Genomic DNA, 18,358 nt, shown 5'->3' with positions numbered 1-18,358 from the left:
CTGAATATTTACAGACTACTGCTCACCAGTCTCCGATGAATACCCCATTATCATCGATGAATCTATGAGTTTAAAGGACCTGGACACCCATCATTCAAACTTCTGCCCTATCTCATCTTGGATGTGGAGTGAAACTTCTATGGATCCCGAGATCACGCCCTACACCTCCACTTCAGCCATTTTATTGTACTTGTTGCGATATTCTATGGGGGTGAGACCGGTGATCTTTTTGAACATGCTGCGAAAAGCCTTCGTGTCCGTATAGCCCACGTCAAACATCACTTCGTTGATGTTTTTGCGGCTGTTCTCAAACTGACGCTTGGCGGCTTCTATTTTCACCCGGTGGATGTACTCCTGCACCGTATTGTTGGTGGCCAGCTTGAACCTACGCTCAAAGGTTCGCCTCCCCACGGCCATCATATTCGCCAGATCATCCACCAGTATCCTGTCGGCAATGTTCTTTTCTATAAAATCCTGTGCCGTTTTGATGGCCTCATCGGTATGGTTCTTTTGTCCCTTAAACATAGAAAAAGCCGCCTGACTGTCACGATCAATATCCACAGCAAAATACTTGGACGCCAGTATGGCTGTTTCGCGATCGGTGTATTTCTCCAGTAAATGCAGCAGCAAACACCAGTAGGAGTTGGCACCACCACTGGAGTAGATGCGATGCTCCTCGGTGATCACACTGCCATCCATCACCTCTACTTCTGGAAACAGCTCCCTAAACTCATTTTGAAAACCCCAGTGAGTGGAGCACTTCTTCCCATCGAGCAGGCCGGTAGAGGCCAGCAGGAAAGCCCCAACACAGAGAGATGCCACCTCCGCTCCTTTTCCGTATTGCTGATGAATCCAGGGCAGCAGCATTTTATTTTGGGCAATGGCCGCCTGCATGTCGCCAAAAAGTGCCGGGATCAGTACCAGATCCGTCCTGTCTATGTCCTGCACCAGCCGATCGGTATGGATAGAGTACCGGCCCTCATTGAGTTTAATCTCCTTTTTGGCCCCTACCAATTCTACTTCAAACAAAGGTTCCTTCCCTGCGGCAGCTAAAAATTGATTGGCGGCCGAAAACAAATACTGGGGATCTGCAATGGCCTGCATCACAGAGGATTCAGGTACGAGAATGCTTACTGTTATCATGGTTTCGGAAAATTAACACACATAAGAAACGAATCAACTAAAGTTAGAATGATTTGTCGCAAAACACCCCAATGCTGTCTTTTTCATACAGCAGTAGTCTCTAAAATGTAGGGCATCTTTGTCAAAACAAAACATCAAAAACATGACAACCAAAACAACAATTACGATCCACACCAGTATCAAAGCCCCTATAGAAAAGGTATGGCAACTGTGGAGCAATCCAGCTGACATCACCAAATGGTGTACCGCTTCGCCGGACTGGCACACCACAAGAGCCGAAAATGACTTGCGCACTGGTGGTAAATTTCTATCCAGGATGGAAGCCAAAGACGGCAGTTTCGGTTTCGACTTTAGCGGGGTGTATGACCTTGTAAAAACCCATGAGCAAATGGACTACACCCTGGACGATGGCCGGAAGGTAAACATCACCTTTGCAATGCAGGGAAACGAAACCACCATCACCCAAACCTTTGAACCTGAAAGCGAAAACCCCATAGACATGCAGAGAGATGGCTGGCAATCTATTCTGGACAGTTTTAAAAGATACGCAGAGGCTCAAAAGGGTTGAAACCCGACTTTCTTACACCTTCAAACTTTACCATCATGTCTACAAAAGTAATTTTCAACATAAGCATGTCGCTGGATGGCTACATCACCAGCCCGGATGACGACTCCAGCCAACTGCACAGCTGGTACTTTGGTGGGGATACACCACTGCCCGGAACACCCTTCAAGGTCTCTAAGGCCAGTGCCGAACTGATAGGCAAAGCCATGGCATCTGTAGGGACGATGGTTACTGGCCGGAGGACATTCGATGTTTCCCAAGCATGGGGTGGGCATCCACCACTTGGCGTTCATCACTTCGTGGTAACGCACCAGCCCGTAGCTGAATGGACAAAAGCGGACTCCCCTTTTACGTTCATCACCACAGGCGTAGAAGATGCCATCAGCCAGGCAAGAGCCAGTGCCGGCTCAAAGGCCGTCTGCATTAGCTCCGCCAGTATCCTGCAGCAGGCCCTGAAGGCAGGGCTGGTGGATGAGATACACATTGACCTGGTGCATGTCCTGCTTGGTAACGGGAAGCCCTTGTTTGCCAACACCTCGCAACCAAAACTGGAGTGCTTTAGGTCGGTGAATGGTACGGGGGTTACTCACCTGGCCTTTAATGTGATCCGGTAAGCCTTCTACCTCCGGTGATGCCTAATACTCAAGCATGATGGTTGCGATCGCTACTTACCTGACCTTCAACGGCAACTGCCGTGAGGCCATGACTTTTTATCAAAAGTGCCTGGGGGGACAATTGAGGTTTCAAACAGTGGGTGAATCCCCCTTATCAGAAAAGATGCCCGAGTCTATGAAGGCATGTATCGTGCATGCTTCACTTTCCAATGGCGTCATGAAGCTGATGGGTTCAGACATGGTGCCAGAGTCGGGGCTCCTAAAAGGCAATTCAGTCTCACTGTCCCTCACCTGCAGCAGTACAGCAGAGCTGACGCGGCTCTACCGAAAGCTGTCATCAGGGGGTCTGGCCAGTCATCCGCCAGAGCAGACCCGCTGGGGTGCCCTGTTTGGCGAACTCACGGATAAGTTTGGTAACCGCTGGCTCCTGAGCTGTGCCCGACACACCAGCACTGGAGTCATCAGCCCTTCATGAACGATCCCTGATCAAAAATTTGGTTAGATGACCGGACACCTAAGAAGAATTTTCAGCCATATGGCTATGCTTTTAAACGATTAATAAAACAAACCATGAAAAACACAAGACCCATTTCAAAAAGTCGCCGCTGGACAGCACGAACCATGAGCGGAATCGCCATTTTGTTTATGCTGATGGACAGCATCATGAAATTTATTCAGCCACCTACGGTAGTCGAAACCACGGTCGCCCTAGGCTTTTCCGAGGATCAGATCTATGTGCTGGGTATTCTTGGACTCCTCTCTACCCTCCTGTACGCACTTCCCAGAACCTCCGTACTGGGAGCCGTATTGCTCACCGCCTACTGGGGTGGTGCCATGGCCACCCACCTGCGTTTGGATAACCCCTTGTTTACGCACCTCCTTTTTCCTGTCTATCTGGCCATCCTGGCCTGGGGTGGAATCTGGCTGATCAATGAGCCATTGCGGGAACTGTTTCCATTTCATTTCCAGAAAGTCAAAAAAGACTAATCGCTTTATTGGAGACCGTTTGGTAAAAAGGTTTATTTATTATTATTTTAGCAACTAAACTATTTAGTATGTAAAATATAAAATGCCAAACGAAACCATTATTCAGATCAGAAAGTTGAGCCAACTATATGCATACTCCTCTACCCAGATGCACGAAGCAATAGGCCGAAAAGCCGGTCTCACGGGGACGGACCATAAGTACCTGGGTTTTCTGATCCAAAAGGGGCGAATGACAGCCGGTGAACTCACCACCCTGACTGGCATGACGGCCGGAGCGGTCACGGGGCTGATAGACCGGTTTGAAAAGAAAAAACTGGTAAAAAGACGACTGGACAAGAACGATCGGCGGAAGGTTTTCATCGAACCCAACACCGCAAATATTGTGGCGCTTTTAGAGCCTCTTTACAAGGATTTCCAGGACAGTACGGATGAGCTCTTTGCCTCATTTTCTGACACCGAAATCAAAACCCTTGAGGCCTATTTCCTGAAAGCTATCGAGATCATGAACGAAAAAACAAGTTCGCTGAGGTCAGGGATTACTCCCGATTAAAATCATGAATCATGAGTTCCGGGATCAATAGGATATACAGGTTTTTTAGATCAACAATTCAAAAACGAAGAAGTCAAGTATGAGCAAGGTTAAAGTAACAGCATTCTCGGTTTCATTGGACGGTTTTGGAGCCGGTTCTGATCAAAGTATGGAGAACCCCCTGGGTGTGGGTGGCGAGGAACTTCATGAATGGATGTTTTCTACCAAAAGGTTTCAGCAAATGGGCGGAAGAGACGGAGGTATGGAGGGAATAGACAATGAGTTTGTTGAAAAGTCATTTGAAAACATCGGTGCATGGATTATGGGACGCAATATGTTTGGCCCCATACGCGGCCCTTGGCCAAATGATGAATGGAAAGGCTGGTGGGGTGAGAATCCGCCATATCACGTTCCTGTGTTTGTTTTGACCCATCATGCAAGACCACCTGTCACCATGCGGGGAGGTACTACTTTTCATTTTGTGACCGGTGGTATAGAAGTCGCACTAGAAAAAGCCCGCGAGGTGGCTCATGGAAAAGACATCCGTATTGGCGGTGGGGTATCTACCATTCGTCAATTTCTGCAAGCCGGACTGATGGATGAAATGCACCTGGCCTTATCCCCCATCTTGCTTGGATCCGGCGAACCGCTTTTCGCAGGACTGGATCTACCCCAACTGGGATTTACGGATACTCAGGTCACCTATGGAGAAAAAGCGGCACATGCCTTTCTCAAGAAAAAATGATGATTCAAAGGTAGCTCCTGGCTAGATAAATGATTGGATCATATAATTACCAAACAATCAGTAAATGGAATTCAACCCCAACAACCACATTGTCAAACGCTGCCTACAGGGTATGGCCATGGAAGAGAACGACCAGCCCACAGCGGCCAACCGGCTGTTTCTTCAAGCCTGGAACGAAGCCACTAACGACTTTGAAAAGTTTATGGCTGCTCATTATGTCGCCAGACATCAACACAAGGTCTCCGATCGGCTGAAATGGCTGGAAACGACATTGACTTATGCACTGAAGGTAAACGACGACACGGTGGCGAGTGCTTTCCCCGCATTATATACCAATATAGGTCTCTGCTACGAAGAGCTGGGCGACGCAGACAAAGCCCAGGAACATCATGCATTAGGGGCTTCATTTCAAGCCAAGCCCTCTGACAAAGGACCCTTTTACCACGGAACAAAAGCAGACCTGCAGGTAGGCGACTTGCTGGTAGCCGGAAACCTATCTAACTACAAGACCGACCTCAAAATGAATCACATCTATTTCACCGCCTTAGCGAATAATGCTGGACTGGCCGCTGCCCTGGCCAACGGTGAGGGACGTGAACGTGTGTACATCGTGGAGCCCTCCGGGGTTTTCGAAAATGACCCCAATGTGACCGACAAAAAATTTCCGGGGAACCCCACTCGCTCCTATCGCACGGAGGCACCGCTGAAGATCGTGGGTGAGGTAGCCGACTGGGGCAGACAAACACCAGAGGAGATCCAAAAATGGCGCGAAAAGCTGGCCAACAACAAGGGAGAAATTATTAATTGACTAAGCAGTAACCAGGTGACCCAACCTGACATTGCGCAACCAACAACAGGAATGAGAAACATACTATTAGATCTGGCAGTAACGCTTGATGGATTCATCGAAGGGCCCGAAGGTGAAATCGACTGGTGTATCATGGACGATGACATGGACTTTGAAGGGTTTCTGGCAGGTGTCGACACCATATTTTATGGCAGGGTCAGCTACGATGCCTGGGGCAATTTTCAACCCGATACCCAGGCCAGTCCGGCAGAGCAACGGCTCTGGAGAGCGGTTCATTCAATGCAAAAGGTGGTATTTACGAGCCAGCTCAGGCAAGATGATCGAGCCACCTTCATCAGCTCCGATCTGGTCGGAAAGGTAGCAGAAATCAAAAAGCAAGATGGGAAAGATATCTGGCTCTATGGGGGCGCCGGCTTGATTACCTCGTTTATTCGGCACGGTCTCATAGACCGCTATAGACTCTCTGTACACCCCGTAGTGTTGGGAAGAGGAAAACCACTATTCAAACACCTGAAAGAACGCTTGGGCCTAAAATTGATCGAGACCAGGACCTTCCAATCAGGAGTGGTGCAGCTGATCTACGAACCTGCTTAGTAGCCCAGGCTCAAACGCCATTTTTAGTGCTGGACATCACTAAGCCATCATACAGGTATTTCCCAACTAGCAATGCACAGCCTCCTAAATCCGTCTTCTGAGGGTTTGGAGTCCTGGAGTTTTGACTTATCTTGTTGCCTCCGGGTATTGTGACCACAACGGAGCCATTACTAAAACCTAACCTCAACCAATGAACCATAAGCACAACGCTACCGAACCGCTCGTTCTCCATGCCGGTGAAGGCAGAACCTATAACTGCGGGCGTATGACCGCCGTGTTCAAAGCCGACGAGAACGAAACCGATGAAAAATACAGCATTTCGGAGTGGTGGCTGGAGCCAAACACTGACGGGCCGGGTGCCCACCTGCATGAAGAAAATGATGAGGTGTTTTATGTTCTGGAGGGAACGGTCTCCGTATTGATCGGGCAGGAATGGGTGCAAGCCAAGAAAGGCGCATTTTTAAGAATCCCCGCAAAGACCCTTCACGATTTCAAAAACCAGACGGAAAAGCGAGCCGGACTGCTCAATTTTTTCATTCCCGGGGGCTTTGAGCGAAACATGCCCGCTATCGTCAGCTGGTTCGAAGAAAACAAATAAACACTGGAAGGTGGTCATCCACGCTTTGTGATCGCCTTAAAAAAACCACACTGGTCGGGATACACAACTCCCCTCCTGGGTAAGTCATGGCCATTGGGGATGATCACCTATCACTCGATATCTTTTACAGGAAGGCATAAATAATCGCGCACCCAAATAGCATGGAGAATGGAGCAGTCAGTCGAATGTACGCGGGCTTGAGAATGTCTGCACACCAAAGGGCGTAATGATGATGGAGCCTCCTTGGGACAAAATAAAGGATGAAAGAAGTGGCGATCATAAACCAACCCAGCAGGGTAAACACTTCAGGAAACTTTGACAACTCGGCGGATATAATGAGACCGGCCGCCGGGATCATCCGAATGGTGATTTCGAAGTAGTTGATAAAATTGGTGCTTCCGGCCTTTCTGAGATACTCCCGAGCCTTGACGGGGTTCAGTAACATCAGAAAACCGACGTAAATCAGAAAAGCAGCAAAAAGGATCACGATGTACCTGGCCAGTTGAATCATTTTCTGGATATTGTCTTGAGCGGTAAAATAGTGAATTCTTTAGAATCACGTAAAATAGTGAAGTCTGCCAGTGCTTCCAACGTTTGCAGAAAGCAGTGCGTTCAGAAAGATGAAAAACTCCCATGAGCTGAAGTTTCTGAAGAACTCACAAACTTTCTCGGCGGCTGACTTACGGTCAAGTCCAGATGCAGATTGCAGATTGCAGAAAGCAGGTAAGCACATGCCTTCATACATAATGTTGTGGTGCGTATTAGTCGTTCAGCTGCAGATATTCCTTCACCTTAAGCGGGATGGCGTTGGGGTGTGTTAGCTCGCTAAGGTGTCCGATAATGTCGGCTTCCGTGTTCAATTGCAACTTTGGGGTTAGTTCGGTGGAAATTAGCTGTTCCAGCAATTCTCTTCGAGTTGAGTCGTTCATGGTTGCTTCCAGGTCAAATGCTGTTATCTGTGAAAGTCTACTTCCGATGTGCGTTGTTACGTCATCATATTTCAGATTCTTGAAATTGAATCCATAGTTGAAGTAGTACAAGTTACTAAAGTTGCACTTTTGAAGGTTGCAGATCTTTTCCAGATGTTCTGTCTCCGTTCGCCAATAGTTACCACGTCTCTTGAGGCCAAGAGGAGAAAGGAGTTGGTTAATAAGGTTCTTGAATTCTTCGTTAGTCATGAGTTGTCCACGATGCATCATAACGCCCATGTATGAGGCGTGTGCTCTCACTTTGTGGACAGCACTAAAATAGTGAAGTCTGCCGGTGCTTCCAAAGTTTGCAGAAGGCAGTGCGTTCTGAAGTGAAAAAATCCCACGAGCTGAGTTTGGTAAATAACTCAAGACTTTCTCGGCGGCTGACGAAACGGTCAAGTCTCGACGCAGTTGTAGAAAGCACTGAAGCACATGCCTTATACATAATGTTAAGCACTTTTTTTCGCCTTTATTTCGTTGAATCGTTCGATGAGTTCGTCAGTTTTTTTCTTATTGCAGTTCAGGCAGAAAACTCTTCGCTTCAAGTCAATTCCACTGAATTCAACTTTCATACTACCGCATTTTTTGCATCTATAATATTCGAACCCCTCCCAAATCGTATATGGTTTGGTATAGCGGCATTTTAATTTAGGTTGAGAGATATTCAGTTCGACAAAGGCGGCAGTTGTGAAAGTGTTTCTAGTATCTAACTGATCCAAAGATTTGAGGTGAGTCAATGGAGTTAGTTCATCATTAGTAAAAAGGACGTCCAGTAGAGTTAGACTGACTAAGTTTTCCAAGTTTCTCAATGGAGCTAATGAGTCATATGATAGTCTTTTAGATCCGCCATCCCAGCCAGGAGGAGTTTGAATTATCAGTTCTTGTAACGATGTTAAATGAGAAATCGCTTCCAAATTTCCACCATTACCTACATTAGTTAATTCAAGATGCTTTAGTTCCGTCAGGCTTTTTAGTGGTGAGAGGTTCGTGGTTTTAAAAGATCTAAGAAAAAGCTTTTTGAGATTCCTAAAATCCTTTAGAAATGTTAACTCCTTGATTTTTTGACCGCTTACCCATAACTCCTCAGTTCCTTTGTTGATTCTATTTAGCTTATCAAGTTGGTCAATCCATTCCATGCAGTTCTATTGTGCTTAACAAACCGCTAACAACCACAATGGTTGTTATGCGCCTTATAACGTTACCAAATCTAGCAGATTTTAACACCTGATCAAACCATTGTTGGCTATAGGGAATCCCACTGCTTTGTCTCACCCTTCGACGGAGCTCAGTGTGACAAAGCAAAAACGCAACGTTTCTGTCAGAGCCCGCCCGGAATAGGCAACCTCCATACCTCACGGGTTTTGAAAGGCTATCAGGTATAGCTGAGAGTTAGATCTGAACTACCAGCTAGGATATGCTAGGATAGTAAGCAATTCCCACTAAACTATCCTGACTGATAAAACCCCATTCATAGGTGTTGGTGTGAAGAGTTTATTCTTCAGTTACAACTTTTCCACCTCTTATGAAGTAGGTTATTGCTGTTGTAAAGAGACTAATTAGAATAGCAGCTACTTGCCCTAAAAACACTAGAAGTAAAGAAAACCAGACATTAAATTTGCCTTGGAAATAGTCTATAATTCCAACCTCTAAAAAAGAGAAAAGCCAAACCAACGAAAAATAATAAGCTGTTAATCTAAATATTTCCCAGTATGAATTGTTCATAGAGTAAAATTTGGTATAGGTCCAGATATTTACATACCAAAATAATAGCATCAAAGCAAACATGGTATATGTTCCAAAGTCACCTAACCTAACTTTACCAACATTACCTAGAATTATCACTAATTGAAGTACTAATAAGGCTACAAGGCTATATGTCAGCGTATGTTTTAACTTATTTCTACTAGATATTTTGATCAAAAAAGCCCACAACGATTTAACTTCATCATAGTTGTAGTTGGTAATGATGTTTTTATTGCTAGCAATACCTAAACTTCTTGAATTATTATTTCTGGCCGGACTTTTTATGAAATTCGTATTGTTTTTAGAAATGTCTTGAGCGTAATGTTCAGTGAAGTATCCTGAAAATTCAGGATACTGATAATCGTTTAATTGCAGTATGACTGAATTATCCTGTTCGGTAATGAAATATGTTATTCTATCATTTTGCTTTTCCTTCTTTAACGTGATTTCTTTATAAGATTTCTTTTTGTTAATAGCTCTTGTAAGCTTATTCAACATATCACTACTTTTTATGGACTCACTAAATGCTAGCCATTTACGGAAATCGGTCTCTATACTGTCTTTTAAATAATCACTCATCTATAAGTAATTCTCTACAACAACCGCCCATCAACCACCGTGGTTGATGCCCGCTTGTCAACCAAATCTAGCAGATTTTCTATCCTGATCAAACCATTGTTGGCTATAGGAGGTCTCACTGCTTTGTCTCACCCTTCGACGGAGCTCAGGCTGACAAAGCAAAAACGCAACGTTTCTGTCAGAGCCCGTCGGGAATAGGCAACCCCTAAAATTACAGTTCAGCACTAAAATTTGCTATAGCTCAGTTTGCTCATTGAGCTTATCTTTTGCTAGATTTTAGTTTTTTAACGAAGGTGATGCCTAATTCAATACCATTAGAATTCAAATCCTGCAGATAGTCTGGTAAATCTGTAATTGGACCATTCGAATAAGATTCAGCAGAAAAATTTAATCTTCTGTATCTAATTGCTGGATCAAGGTATACCTTATCAGAAAGCTTTAACCGCAAAGCGAGTTCAAAATAAAGCCCGAAATTTGAATGATAACTTGACTCACCTAGTTCGTTATCATTTTCGGTTCTCTTCAGAGTTCCAGGAAAATTGATGCTAGCCCCCGTACCAACTTGTAAACTATTGACAGTCTTGTCTGTCAGTTTAAAGTTTTTTAGAACACCTAATGAGATAAACTTCCTGTTAAAATTAAAGGAGCTTTTGTTAGAGACTCCGTTGACTGATTCTGCTTGTAGTGCCAAATGAAGTTGATACCCTAAAGTTGATTGAATAGCGAAACCTTTTACAATATCTAACTGCAAGCCCAATTCAACTCCAATTCCGCCCCCTGGACTGTAGAATAGGTCTCCACCATTATAATCGATGCTTTGGTATTCTGCACCAATTGAAAGGTTACCTCTTCCCACAAAGTTTAAGCTTTGAGCAGTTAAAACTCTCACTGATGCTATCGAAAAAAGTATGATTAATAACAGTTGTTTTTGTGTCATTATACTCAAATTAAATCTAACATCCTGCTTAACAACCACCGTGGTTAATGTCCGCTTGTCAACCAAATCTAACAGATTTTCCATCCTGATCAAACCATTGTTGGCTATAGACTAAAACCAGCCCCAGAACGCTCCTTGGGCACATAACCAATCAGCGTTTGGTAGGCTCAGTCTTCGATGCTAAAAGCTAGAGTTTCTCTCGTTTGTTCATAATATGCTAAAAGTTCCCTTTCCAGAGTTTCATTTGTTCTCATCCGTTCAAACAAGTCAAGTTTAACATCTTCCAGGTACTGATCTAATGAAGAAAGTGTAGGCCTATGAAATTCTGATGATTGTTGTTTTGCGTAGGTGAATGCGTCCCAGATTTTAGAATCCTTATTATCCATGATTCCATAGAAAATGGCTTCAAAACAAAAGGCTTGTAATAGGGTATAATCTTGTTCCCAATTGGCTTCTTTTATTCCATTTAAACCCACGCATACATGAGCTTGAATACTTGTGTCAGGCTTAACCTTGTCACAGTAGAAAAATTTGGAGGCTACTTCTAAAAGCTCACCTGATGAAAAGGTAATTTCTTTGCTACTTTCAGGGTCAATTATGGGTTCGAGAGTTTGATTAAAATAGCTTTTCAACTTAGGATCTGAATCGTATTCCTTTAAGAGAGTATTTGCAATACGCATCGTATCGGGATAATATGACTTCATCTCAATGTATTTCTCTTTACTGTTAGAAGTATATATCTCTGGAATATTTAAGATCAGGTATAAAAATCTTCTTTCAAACTTTTTTGCCGGGGTTCCAGCTGACAGTTCAGGTTGAATCGAAATCTTCTTTTCTCCTTTACGTTCGTATTCCTGTACTTTAATATTTATGTAGTCAGCTAATTCTAATTGTTGGCAAAAAGCCATTGAGCTTAAGGAGACAAATAAACCTATAAATAACATTTTCATTTCGTAGTGACTAAGTAACCGCCTATCAACCACCATGGTTGATGCCCGCTTGTCAACCAAATCTAACAGATTTTCCATCCTGATCAAACCATTATTGGCTATAGGGAATCTCACTGCTTTGTCTTACCCTTCGACGGAGCTCAGGCTGACAAAGCATGGCATAACTCTGAGTAGATTCTCTAGCCCTCACAGTGAGTTCGAGGAGACTTGTCATGACGAGCCCATTGAACCATCAGAACGACAAGATTCCGGTATTCTTCGTGCCTCAGAAACCGGAATGACGTTCCATTCCCGCTTCGTCATCCGGTGGACAAGCGCAGCGCTAGACAAACACCGAAATCTTTTGCATCTCTTTCGGAGTTGTCAGTAAAAACGGGGAATCGCCATCTCAAGCTGACATGATGAGTATGAACCTGTCATGGTGAGCTCCGTCGAACCATCAGACAGGTTCATGAGAGATGCTTTTCGTTCAAAAAAAGAACGGTAATGTGATTCCCGCTTGCGTTGGGAATGACGTTCTTTTCCCGCTCCGTCATCCGGTGGACAAGCGCAGCGCTAGACAAACACCGGAATCTTTTGCATCTCTTTCTGGAGTTGTCTGTAAAAACACAGAATCGCCATCTCAAGCCTGATGACGAGCCTGAACCTGTCATGGTGAGCTCCGTCGAACCATCAGACAGGTTCATGAGAGATGTTTTTCCATCAACGAACAGGACTGCAATGTGATTCCCACCTGCGCGGGAATGACGTTCTTTCCCGCTCCACTATTCCAGTTTTGGACAAAGCGTATTGAAGATAAACAAGCATCTACTCTACTATTATTCTCCCACCAACGTCACATTCCTACCCCCTGAGGTCAAAGAATAATTAGCCACCTCCCCTAGTCCCAGAAACTTAAATCGCAATCCCACCAACCGGCCCATGGTTTTCTGATAAGCCGATTGATACACGACCTCTCCGCGCACAGAAACCTGGACACTCTTTGTTTTTACGGCTATGGACACCTCTGTAAAGTCCGACAGATCCACACCAAATGCTGATAAGTCATTGGCCTTGCCACTCAGGTAAACATCGTTGAGCATGAGGTTATTATCGGAGCTGCAGCCCACCCTCGAAAAAGGAATGATCATGGCCCCTTTGGTACCCAACACATACACCCCAACCGATTGGCAAACCGCCCATTGATCGTCATAAGTATTTCGTATGTTGGCTCTCAGTGTAAAGTCATCCCCAGAGACTTCTCCCAGATCATCGACATAGTGATATACTGTCATCAGCGGATCTTTAGACGCTTTCACTTCAGCACCAATTTCCTCCGGGTAAAAAAGCTCCTTCTCGTCGCTCATACCAGGTCTGAAGTATTTGGGAACTGGCGTGTACTCCACCGTCCCTATCCACCCGTTGCTTTTCAGAAACAAATCATGTGAAGCGACTACTTCATCGTCGATCAGCAGTTTGGCGCGGAAATAGCCCGGAAAGTAATAAATACCCGTCGCCTGTTGCTGGTCATCGGAGATACTGATGGTCTTGGTAGGATCCCAATATTGCTGAATCAGCACATTGTCAGACTGCACTCCCTGAAGATCCAGATCAAAGACCACAGAATTTGGATAAGCGCGGGATAGCGCCCTGCTGGAGAAGGCTATCCCCTCCGGGAGCTCCTCTGCATTCGGTCGTTTGTTGCCGATGAGTACCACTGTCAGTAGTGCCAGTAAAAACCCGGCCGTCACATACAGAGACTTTCTGGGGAAATAAGACTGCTTTCGAGGTTTGCGGAAGGGCTGCTGTTTGAAATCACGCCAATTTTGAAAGCCACAAAACTGCGATAAGGTATCGAGGGTACTGATACTGGGTACACTCTCATGGTTGACCACTCCCCAAAATCGCTTGAGCGTGGTAGCACTGAGCATGACCTGACATTCCTCAAAAACCTTCTCGCTGAGTTCAGAAAACACGCTGCTGTGCCAGTCGGATCCTGGCCCCCAGCCCAGCTTTTGCTCGATTTCCGCCCTGAGTCGGCTTACTTCTTCGCTATGCAGTGCTGTCTTTTTCATCGAATTCAAAGTTGGGGATAATTCACCTCCTGAACAATCATGAATCATTATGAACGAACTTGCTCGGGAAGGGTTAGTCCTTCATGCATGCCACATCGTATCTAGAGGACATGAAACAAAACTTAATCTTAACCCTCGCCCTTTTGGGCCTTGCATCGATAGGCAACGCCCAACAAGTGATTCCCCTGGATACAGCCCTTTGGGAGATCAATGCGCAATCTTACGTGCTGGAAAACTACAAAGGACAGCAGGCCATCTACTTGCAGGGTGGCTCCATGTCCCCAAAACAAGTCACCTTCCTCAATGGTACCATCGAATTTGACATCTTCCTTAAAGAAGAAGCAGCCTTCCCCGGAATGAATTTCCGTTCGGTTGAGAGTGGCGACATGGAGCAGTTTTACCTGAGGCCCCACCTTCCCGGCAAGCCTGACGCTAACCAGGCCGCGCCCGCTGTGAAAGGTGTAACACCCTGGCAGCTTTATTTCGGGTCGAAATATTCGTTTCCCTATGACTACAAATATGATGACTGGACCCATGTGAAAATAGTGGTGAATGGCGATAAGGCTCAGGTGTATATGGATTTCTCCGAAAAGCCCCACTTATCCTGGATACTGTTTCATCCTGCACAGGCAGGTAAGGTGGTCTTCCGGGGTGGTGGCGCCTCGGGTATGCACCTGGCCAATATGCGCATTAATCCAAACGCTTATGAGCTCGTTGATTTCCAGCCTGGCATCAGGGAACCCATAGAAGGACTTGTACCAGCCTGGCAAGTGTCTGATATGTTTGAAGAAAAAGGCCTGGAAGACCTGGAAGACCCGGCAAACCTTCAACGCCTGATTGATGAACGGAAATGGGGTGGCACCATTAAGGTGGAGGAAGGCACCGCAGCGAACATCTCCAGAGTACAGACCTTGTATGATGGCTCACCGGGTGAGACGGTCTTTGCCAGGATCATCATCCAATCCGAAGCGGATCAGGTCAAGTTATTTCACTTTGGATACAGCGACCGAGTGGTGGCTATATTGAATGGCCAGCCCATCTACCGTGGCAACAACCGATGGCACTCCCGAGACTATCGCTATTTGGGTACCATCGGGTTGTTTGATGCTATCTATCTGAACCTGAAAAAAGGAGAAAACACCCTCCTGATGGCCGTGTCTGAAGACTTTGGTGGCTGGCTCATCACCGGTAAATTTGATAACCCCGAGGGGGTTACTATCAAGAAGCCTTGAACGGAGATTCCAATGATTTGTTCGGGTAAAAGATGCCTCGGGGAGCATTGTCTTACGCTTCGACGGAGCTCAGCGTGACAATGCGAGCTCCCTCAAACCTACCGAACCGTCAACAGGAGAAGATTCCGGTCTTCTTCGTGCCTCAGAAACCGGAATGACGTTCTTTTCCCGCTCCGTCATTCCGGTTTTGGGCAAAGCGTAGCGGTGAACAAATACCGGAATCTTTGCATCTCTGTCAGAAGTTGTCAGTAAAAAAATGGAATTGCCATCTCAAGCTGACATGATGAGTATGAACCTGTCATGGTGAGCTCCGTCGAACCATCAGACAGGTTCATGAGAGATGTTTTTCGATCAAAAAACAGAACCGCAATGTGATTCCCGCTTGCGTGGGAATGACGTTCTTTCCCGCTCCGTCATTCTAAAGCCAACATCGAGCAAGTGACATGAGAATCCGCCATGATTCACCTATATATCCTCAAAATCCTCTCGGGTGGTACCCGCACTGAAGTGGCGGATGTTGTAGGTAAACGTGAGCATGAAGTAGCGCTCCAGCACTGTGGACTGCTGATCCTCGATGTATAGCTCAGTGATGTTTCTACGGGCGTTGTTGTTCTGCTGCAGGAGGTCGTAGACATTCACACTGATCTCAGCCAGATCATTCTTTAAGAACTTGCGCCCGGCACTCATATTGAGCAGCATGGAGCTGTTGTCATAGCCCTCCGAGAGGCCGGTATTCAGCTGATGACGAAGGTCTGCCCGATAGACAAACCCGCCCAGGAAGACCCACCGGTATTTTAAGCGGGTCGTTTGATTGTAGTAGTTGTTGTTGAGCGAAGGCCGCAATGAATTTTTAGCCACGTTGTAACTGGACCGGGTGGAGATGTTGACATCAAAGGTCTCGCTGATGTTGGTATTGAGCGACACCCCCAGGCGGTAGTTGTGGGCATCCGAAAAATTCAACACATCGTTGACCAACCCGGGCTTTCTGGTAAAGTTCACACCCCCATTGAATCGGATATTGGACTTGATCACCTCGAGGGGATTTCCATAGCTCATATAAGACCTAAACTGGTAATAACCATCCACATTGGCAGGTCGAGTGAACTGTGACCCCTGCTCCAGAATCACACCCTCGGCCACCTCCAGTGGCTCTTCGGCTATGAAGGTAGAGTTGGTGATGAGGTTTTGCGAAAAGGAAGACTCCACCGAGGCGTATAGCGACTTACCATTTTCAGGATCGCTCGACCAAAATCGGGCCCTTGCCTTATGGTTGTAAGTCTGGTTCAGGTCGGGATTTCCTGCACTGAGCTGCAGGGCATTGGAATTGTCAATCACATCCTGAAGATCCCCAATAGAAGGCTGTCTGGTGGAAGTACGATAACTCAGCTCTATGCGCTTGTCTTCGGAGAGTCGGTAGTCCAGCCGTGCCGATGGCAGCAGACTGCTAAATCCCTTATTCAGGTCCGTCTGAGTGGGAAATACCTGATCGTTTGACATATCGGATCGCTGAAACTCTGTTTCTACCTGCAGTTTCAGCCCCTCATTTTGCCACTGATACCCCACCTCAAACTTCTGGCGGAGGTATTCACTCTTGAAGGTATTGCTCAGCGCAGTATCCAACGCATTGTAGTCACCCGATTCGTCGGCATCATAGGTGAGCTTATCCGAGTCATCAATGCGATCCCCGATTTCATACTCCAGTTCCATCATGCTGTGCTCACCAAGTGGCTCGGTGTAAGAGGCCTGCACCTCCCACGAAATGCCTGTTCGGGAGCGAGTGGTTCGCTGATCAAGTATCCCCAGGCTATCGCTTTCGTTGAAAAACTGGTTTTCGGCATAGCGCCTGGACCGATCCTCGTTGGTATGCCACCCCGTGTGTAGTCGCGAGGTGAAGCTGCGTCCCTTTTTGCCAAACTTCCGGCTATAGTAGAGGTTATTGTCATAATCATAGTCCTGATAGCTGGCCGTGGCTGTATTATCCGTAGCATTCACCGGACTGGAACCAGAAGTGGTTTGGCCTAGAAAATCATTGATACTTTCCTCATTTCTGAAAGAAAGATGCGGACGCATCAGCAACACATTGTTCTCGTTGATTTTATACTCCAGCTTCAGACCCAGCCTGTGTGCAACATTCAGGCGGTTGGAATAGCGATCTTCGGAGTAAATCTGGCCGGAATCTGAGGCCAGGGCATAATCTCTCAGCTTGCGCTCAGTTTGTTCATTCTCCTCTCGCGAAAATTGATAGTTTCCATTCAATTCAAATTTTGAACCCAGGTGATCACTAAAGTTAATGCCCAGGTTATTGGTTTTGATCAGCCCATTGGCATTGATGTTATCCCCCATGCTACCGGGGTCTGCAGAGTAATTGGTCGTGTTGATGTTGTTGCTCAGTCCGGTAACGGTAATCCTCCGGTCGTTATTGAAAAAGTTGACACTGGCCCCACCCTGATAGGTACCGCCAGTCCCCACACCGATGGTGGATTTACCAAACTGACCCACCCTCCGACTGGGCTTGGTAATGATGTTGATGGCCTTTTGCTGCGCACCGTCATCAAAACCACTGAGGGCCGCCTTGTCACTCTTTTTGTCAAAAATCTGAATACTGGCCACCACATCCGCAGGCAGGTTTTGCAGAGCGGCATTCACATCCCCTCCAAAAAAAGGCTTGCCATCCACCAAAATCACCTGGATGTCCTCACCATTGGCTTGCAGCTTTCCGTCCTGCGTGCTGATGCCGGGTAGTTTCTCTATCAGTTCCTGACTGGAAGCATCTGGGGCCGTCTTGTAGGCCCTGGCACTAAACTGCGTGGTATCACCCTTCTGCATGGCTGCCACGGGCTTGCCCACCACCTCAACGGCCTCCAGCACCTTGGTATCCTCCACCAGTGCCAATGTGCCCATGTCCAGGTTCCTGGTCAGGTCTACCTTTTGGTACAGCGTCTGATAGCCAATAAAGTCCGCTTTGATCAGGTACGTACCTGCGCTTAAGCCGCTGATCTTGAAATGGCCCTCATAGTCGGTGATGCTCCCCTTGATGATGGATGAGTCGCCGGGGTTTTGGACCACCACCGTGGCACCCGGAAAAGTAGACTGATCTTCGTGGCTTTGAATGCTGCCACTGATGGAAAATTCCTGCGCGAGGAGTGGGAAAATAATGCAATTGACCGCAATGAAAATGAGGTATTTCATGGATTCCTTTTCATTTTTTGTGCCAGCCAATCCGCCAGCATACCTGAATACATTAAAATTTTGGGTGGGGTGTATAAGGGTGATCCTCGGGATGGCCCTTATGGAAAACACTAGAAACAA

The 18,358-nt window shown here is 46.3% G+C and carries 19 protein-coding genes; 10 read left to right on the top strand and 9 right to left on the bottom strand.

Annotation, left to right across the window (positions count from 1 at the left end):
* Positions 1–159: 159 nt before the first annotated feature.
* Entirely contained in the window at positions 160–1,143 is a 984-nt protein-coding gene (locus GV030_RS02100) for a GlxA family transcriptional regulator (RefSeq protein WP_159579328.1), read from the bottom strand.
* A gap of 142 nt (positions 1,144–1,285) precedes the next feature.
* Here GV030_RS02100 and GV030_RS02095 point away from each other — a divergent pair, with 142 nt between their 5' ends.
* The 9 genes from GV030_RS02095 to GV030_RS02055 all read left to right on the top strand — a co-directional run bounded on the left by GV030_RS02095 (position 1,286) and on the right by GV030_RS02055 (position 6,583).
* Positions 1,286–1,711, top strand: coding sequence for an SRPBCC domain-containing protein (locus GV030_RS02095; RefSeq protein ID WP_159579326.1), 426 nt, complete (start codon positions 1,286–1,288; stop codon positions 1,709–1,711).
* Between the two features lie 35 nt (positions 1,712–1,746).
* Positions 1,747–2,322: a dihydrofolate reductase family protein gene (locus GV030_RS02090; RefSeq protein WP_159579324.1), complete on the top strand. Its 576-nt coding sequence runs from the start codon at positions 1,747–1,749 to the stop codon at positions 2,320–2,322.
* Positions 2,323–2,356: 34 nt separating this feature from the next.
* The gene (locus tag GV030_RS02085; RefSeq protein WP_255465032.1) at positions 2,357–2,797 is read left to right on the top strand and encodes a VOC family protein; all 441 of its coding nucleotides are present in this window, start codon (positions 2,357–2,359) and stop codon (positions 2,795–2,797) included.
* Between the two features lie 95 nt (positions 2,798–2,892).
* Positions 2,893–3,309: a DoxX family protein gene (locus GV030_RS02080; RefSeq protein ID WP_159579322.1), complete on the top strand. Its 417-nt coding sequence runs from the start codon at positions 2,893–2,895 to the stop codon at positions 3,307–3,309.
* An 82-nt stretch (positions 3,310–3,391) separates the two neighbouring features.
* Positions 3,392–3,859 carry a MarR family winged helix-turn-helix transcriptional regulator gene (locus tag GV030_RS02075; RefSeq protein WP_159579320.1) on the top strand — a complete coding sequence of 156 codons (468 nt, stop codon included), beginning with the start codon at positions 3,392–3,394 and terminating at the stop codon, positions 3,857–3,859.
* Positions 3,860–3,938: 79 nt separating this feature from the next.
* The gene (locus GV030_RS02070) at positions 3,939–4,583 is read left to right on the top strand and encodes a dihydrofolate reductase family protein (protein ID WP_159579318.1); all 645 of its coding nucleotides are present in this window, start codon (positions 3,939–3,941) and stop codon (positions 4,581–4,583) included.
* A gap of 358 nt (positions 4,584–4,941) precedes the next feature.
* Positions 4,942–5,391 carry an NAD(+)--rifampin ADP-ribosyltransferase gene (arr, locus tag GV030_RS21665; RefSeq protein WP_370519070.1) on the top strand — a complete coding sequence of 150 codons (450 nt, stop codon included), beginning with the start codon at positions 4,942–4,944 and terminating at the stop codon, positions 5,389–5,391.
* A gap of 51 nt (positions 5,392–5,442) precedes the next feature.
* Positions 5,443–5,985: a dihydrofolate reductase family protein gene (locus GV030_RS02060; protein ID WP_159579314.1), complete on the top strand. Its 543-nt coding sequence runs from the start codon at positions 5,443–5,445 to the stop codon at positions 5,983–5,985.
* A 190-nt stretch (positions 5,986–6,175) separates the two neighbouring features.
* On the top strand, positions 6,176–6,583 hold the full coding sequence (locus tag GV030_RS02055) for a cupin domain-containing protein (protein WP_159579312.1): 408 nt from the start codon (positions 6,176–6,178) through the stop codon (positions 6,581–6,583).
* Positions 6,584–6,707: 124 nt separating this feature from the next.
* Here the strand turns inward: GV030_RS02055 and GV030_RS02050 are convergent, their stop codons facing one another.
* From GV030_RS02050 to GV030_RS02020, 7 genes are all read right to left on the bottom strand, one after another.
* Positions 6,708–7,094 (bottom strand): hypothetical protein, encoded by a 387-nt coding sequence (locus tag GV030_RS02050; RefSeq protein WP_159579310.1) that lies wholly within the window; start codon positions 7,092–7,094, stop codon positions 6,708–6,710.
* A 250-nt stretch (positions 7,095–7,344) separates the two neighbouring features.
* The gene (locus GV030_RS02045) at positions 7,345–7,761 is read right to left on the bottom strand and encodes a DUF4304 domain-containing protein (protein WP_159579308.1); all 417 of its coding nucleotides are present in this window, start codon (positions 7,759–7,761) and stop codon (positions 7,345–7,347) included.
* 242 nt (positions 7,762–8,003) lie between these two features.
* Positions 8,004–8,690, bottom strand: a complete 687-nt coding sequence (locus tag GV030_RS02040) for a hypothetical protein (RefSeq protein WP_159579306.1) — start codon at positions 8,688–8,690, stop codon at positions 8,004–8,006.
* Positions 8,691–9,045: 355 nt separating this feature from the next.
* Positions 9,046–9,876, bottom strand: a complete 831-nt coding sequence (locus GV030_RS02035; protein WP_159579304.1) for a hypothetical protein — start codon at positions 9,874–9,876, stop codon at positions 9,046–9,048.
* A 259-nt stretch (positions 9,877–10,135) separates the two neighbouring features.
* Complete coding sequence (locus GV030_RS02030) at positions 10,136–10,897, bottom strand: outer membrane beta-barrel protein (RefSeq protein ID WP_159579302.1); 762 nt, start codon at positions 10,895–10,897, stop codon at positions 10,136–10,138.
* An 83-nt stretch (positions 10,898–10,980) separates the two neighbouring features.
* Positions 10,981–11,841: a hypothetical protein gene (locus GV030_RS02025; RefSeq protein ID WP_159579300.1), complete on the bottom strand. Its 861-nt coding sequence runs from the start codon at positions 11,839–11,841 to the stop codon at positions 10,981–10,983.
* Positions 11,842–12,581: 740 nt separating this feature from the next.
* A complete protein-coding gene (locus tag GV030_RS02020; protein WP_159579299.1) occupies positions 12,582–13,817 on the bottom strand; it encodes a hypothetical protein in 1,236 nt (411 codons plus the stop codon).
* 110 nt (positions 13,818–13,927) lie between these two features.
* Here GV030_RS02020 and GV030_RS02015 point away from each other — a divergent pair, with 110 nt between their 5' ends.
* Positions 13,928–15,049, top strand: a complete 1,122-nt coding sequence (locus tag GV030_RS02015; protein ID WP_159579297.1) for a hypothetical protein — start codon at positions 13,928–13,930, stop codon at positions 15,047–15,049.
* A 465-nt stretch (positions 15,050–15,514) separates the two neighbouring features.
* Here GV030_RS02015 and GV030_RS02010 read toward each other — a convergent pair whose 3' ends face one another.
* Positions 15,515–18,349 carry an outer membrane beta-barrel protein gene (locus GV030_RS02010; protein ID WP_159579295.1) on the bottom strand — a complete coding sequence of 945 codons (2,835 nt, stop codon included), beginning with the start codon at positions 18,347–18,349 and terminating at the stop codon, positions 15,515–15,517.
* Positions 18,350–18,358: the final 9 nt, after the last annotated feature.

Source organism: Marinoscillum sp. 108, from assembly GCF_902506655.1.
Classification (GTDB): domain Bacteria; phylum Bacteroidota; class Bacteroidia; order Cytophagales; family Cyclobacteriaceae; genus Marinoscillum; species Marinoscillum luteum.
This window is presented reverse-complemented; position numbering and strand designations above follow the sequence as displayed.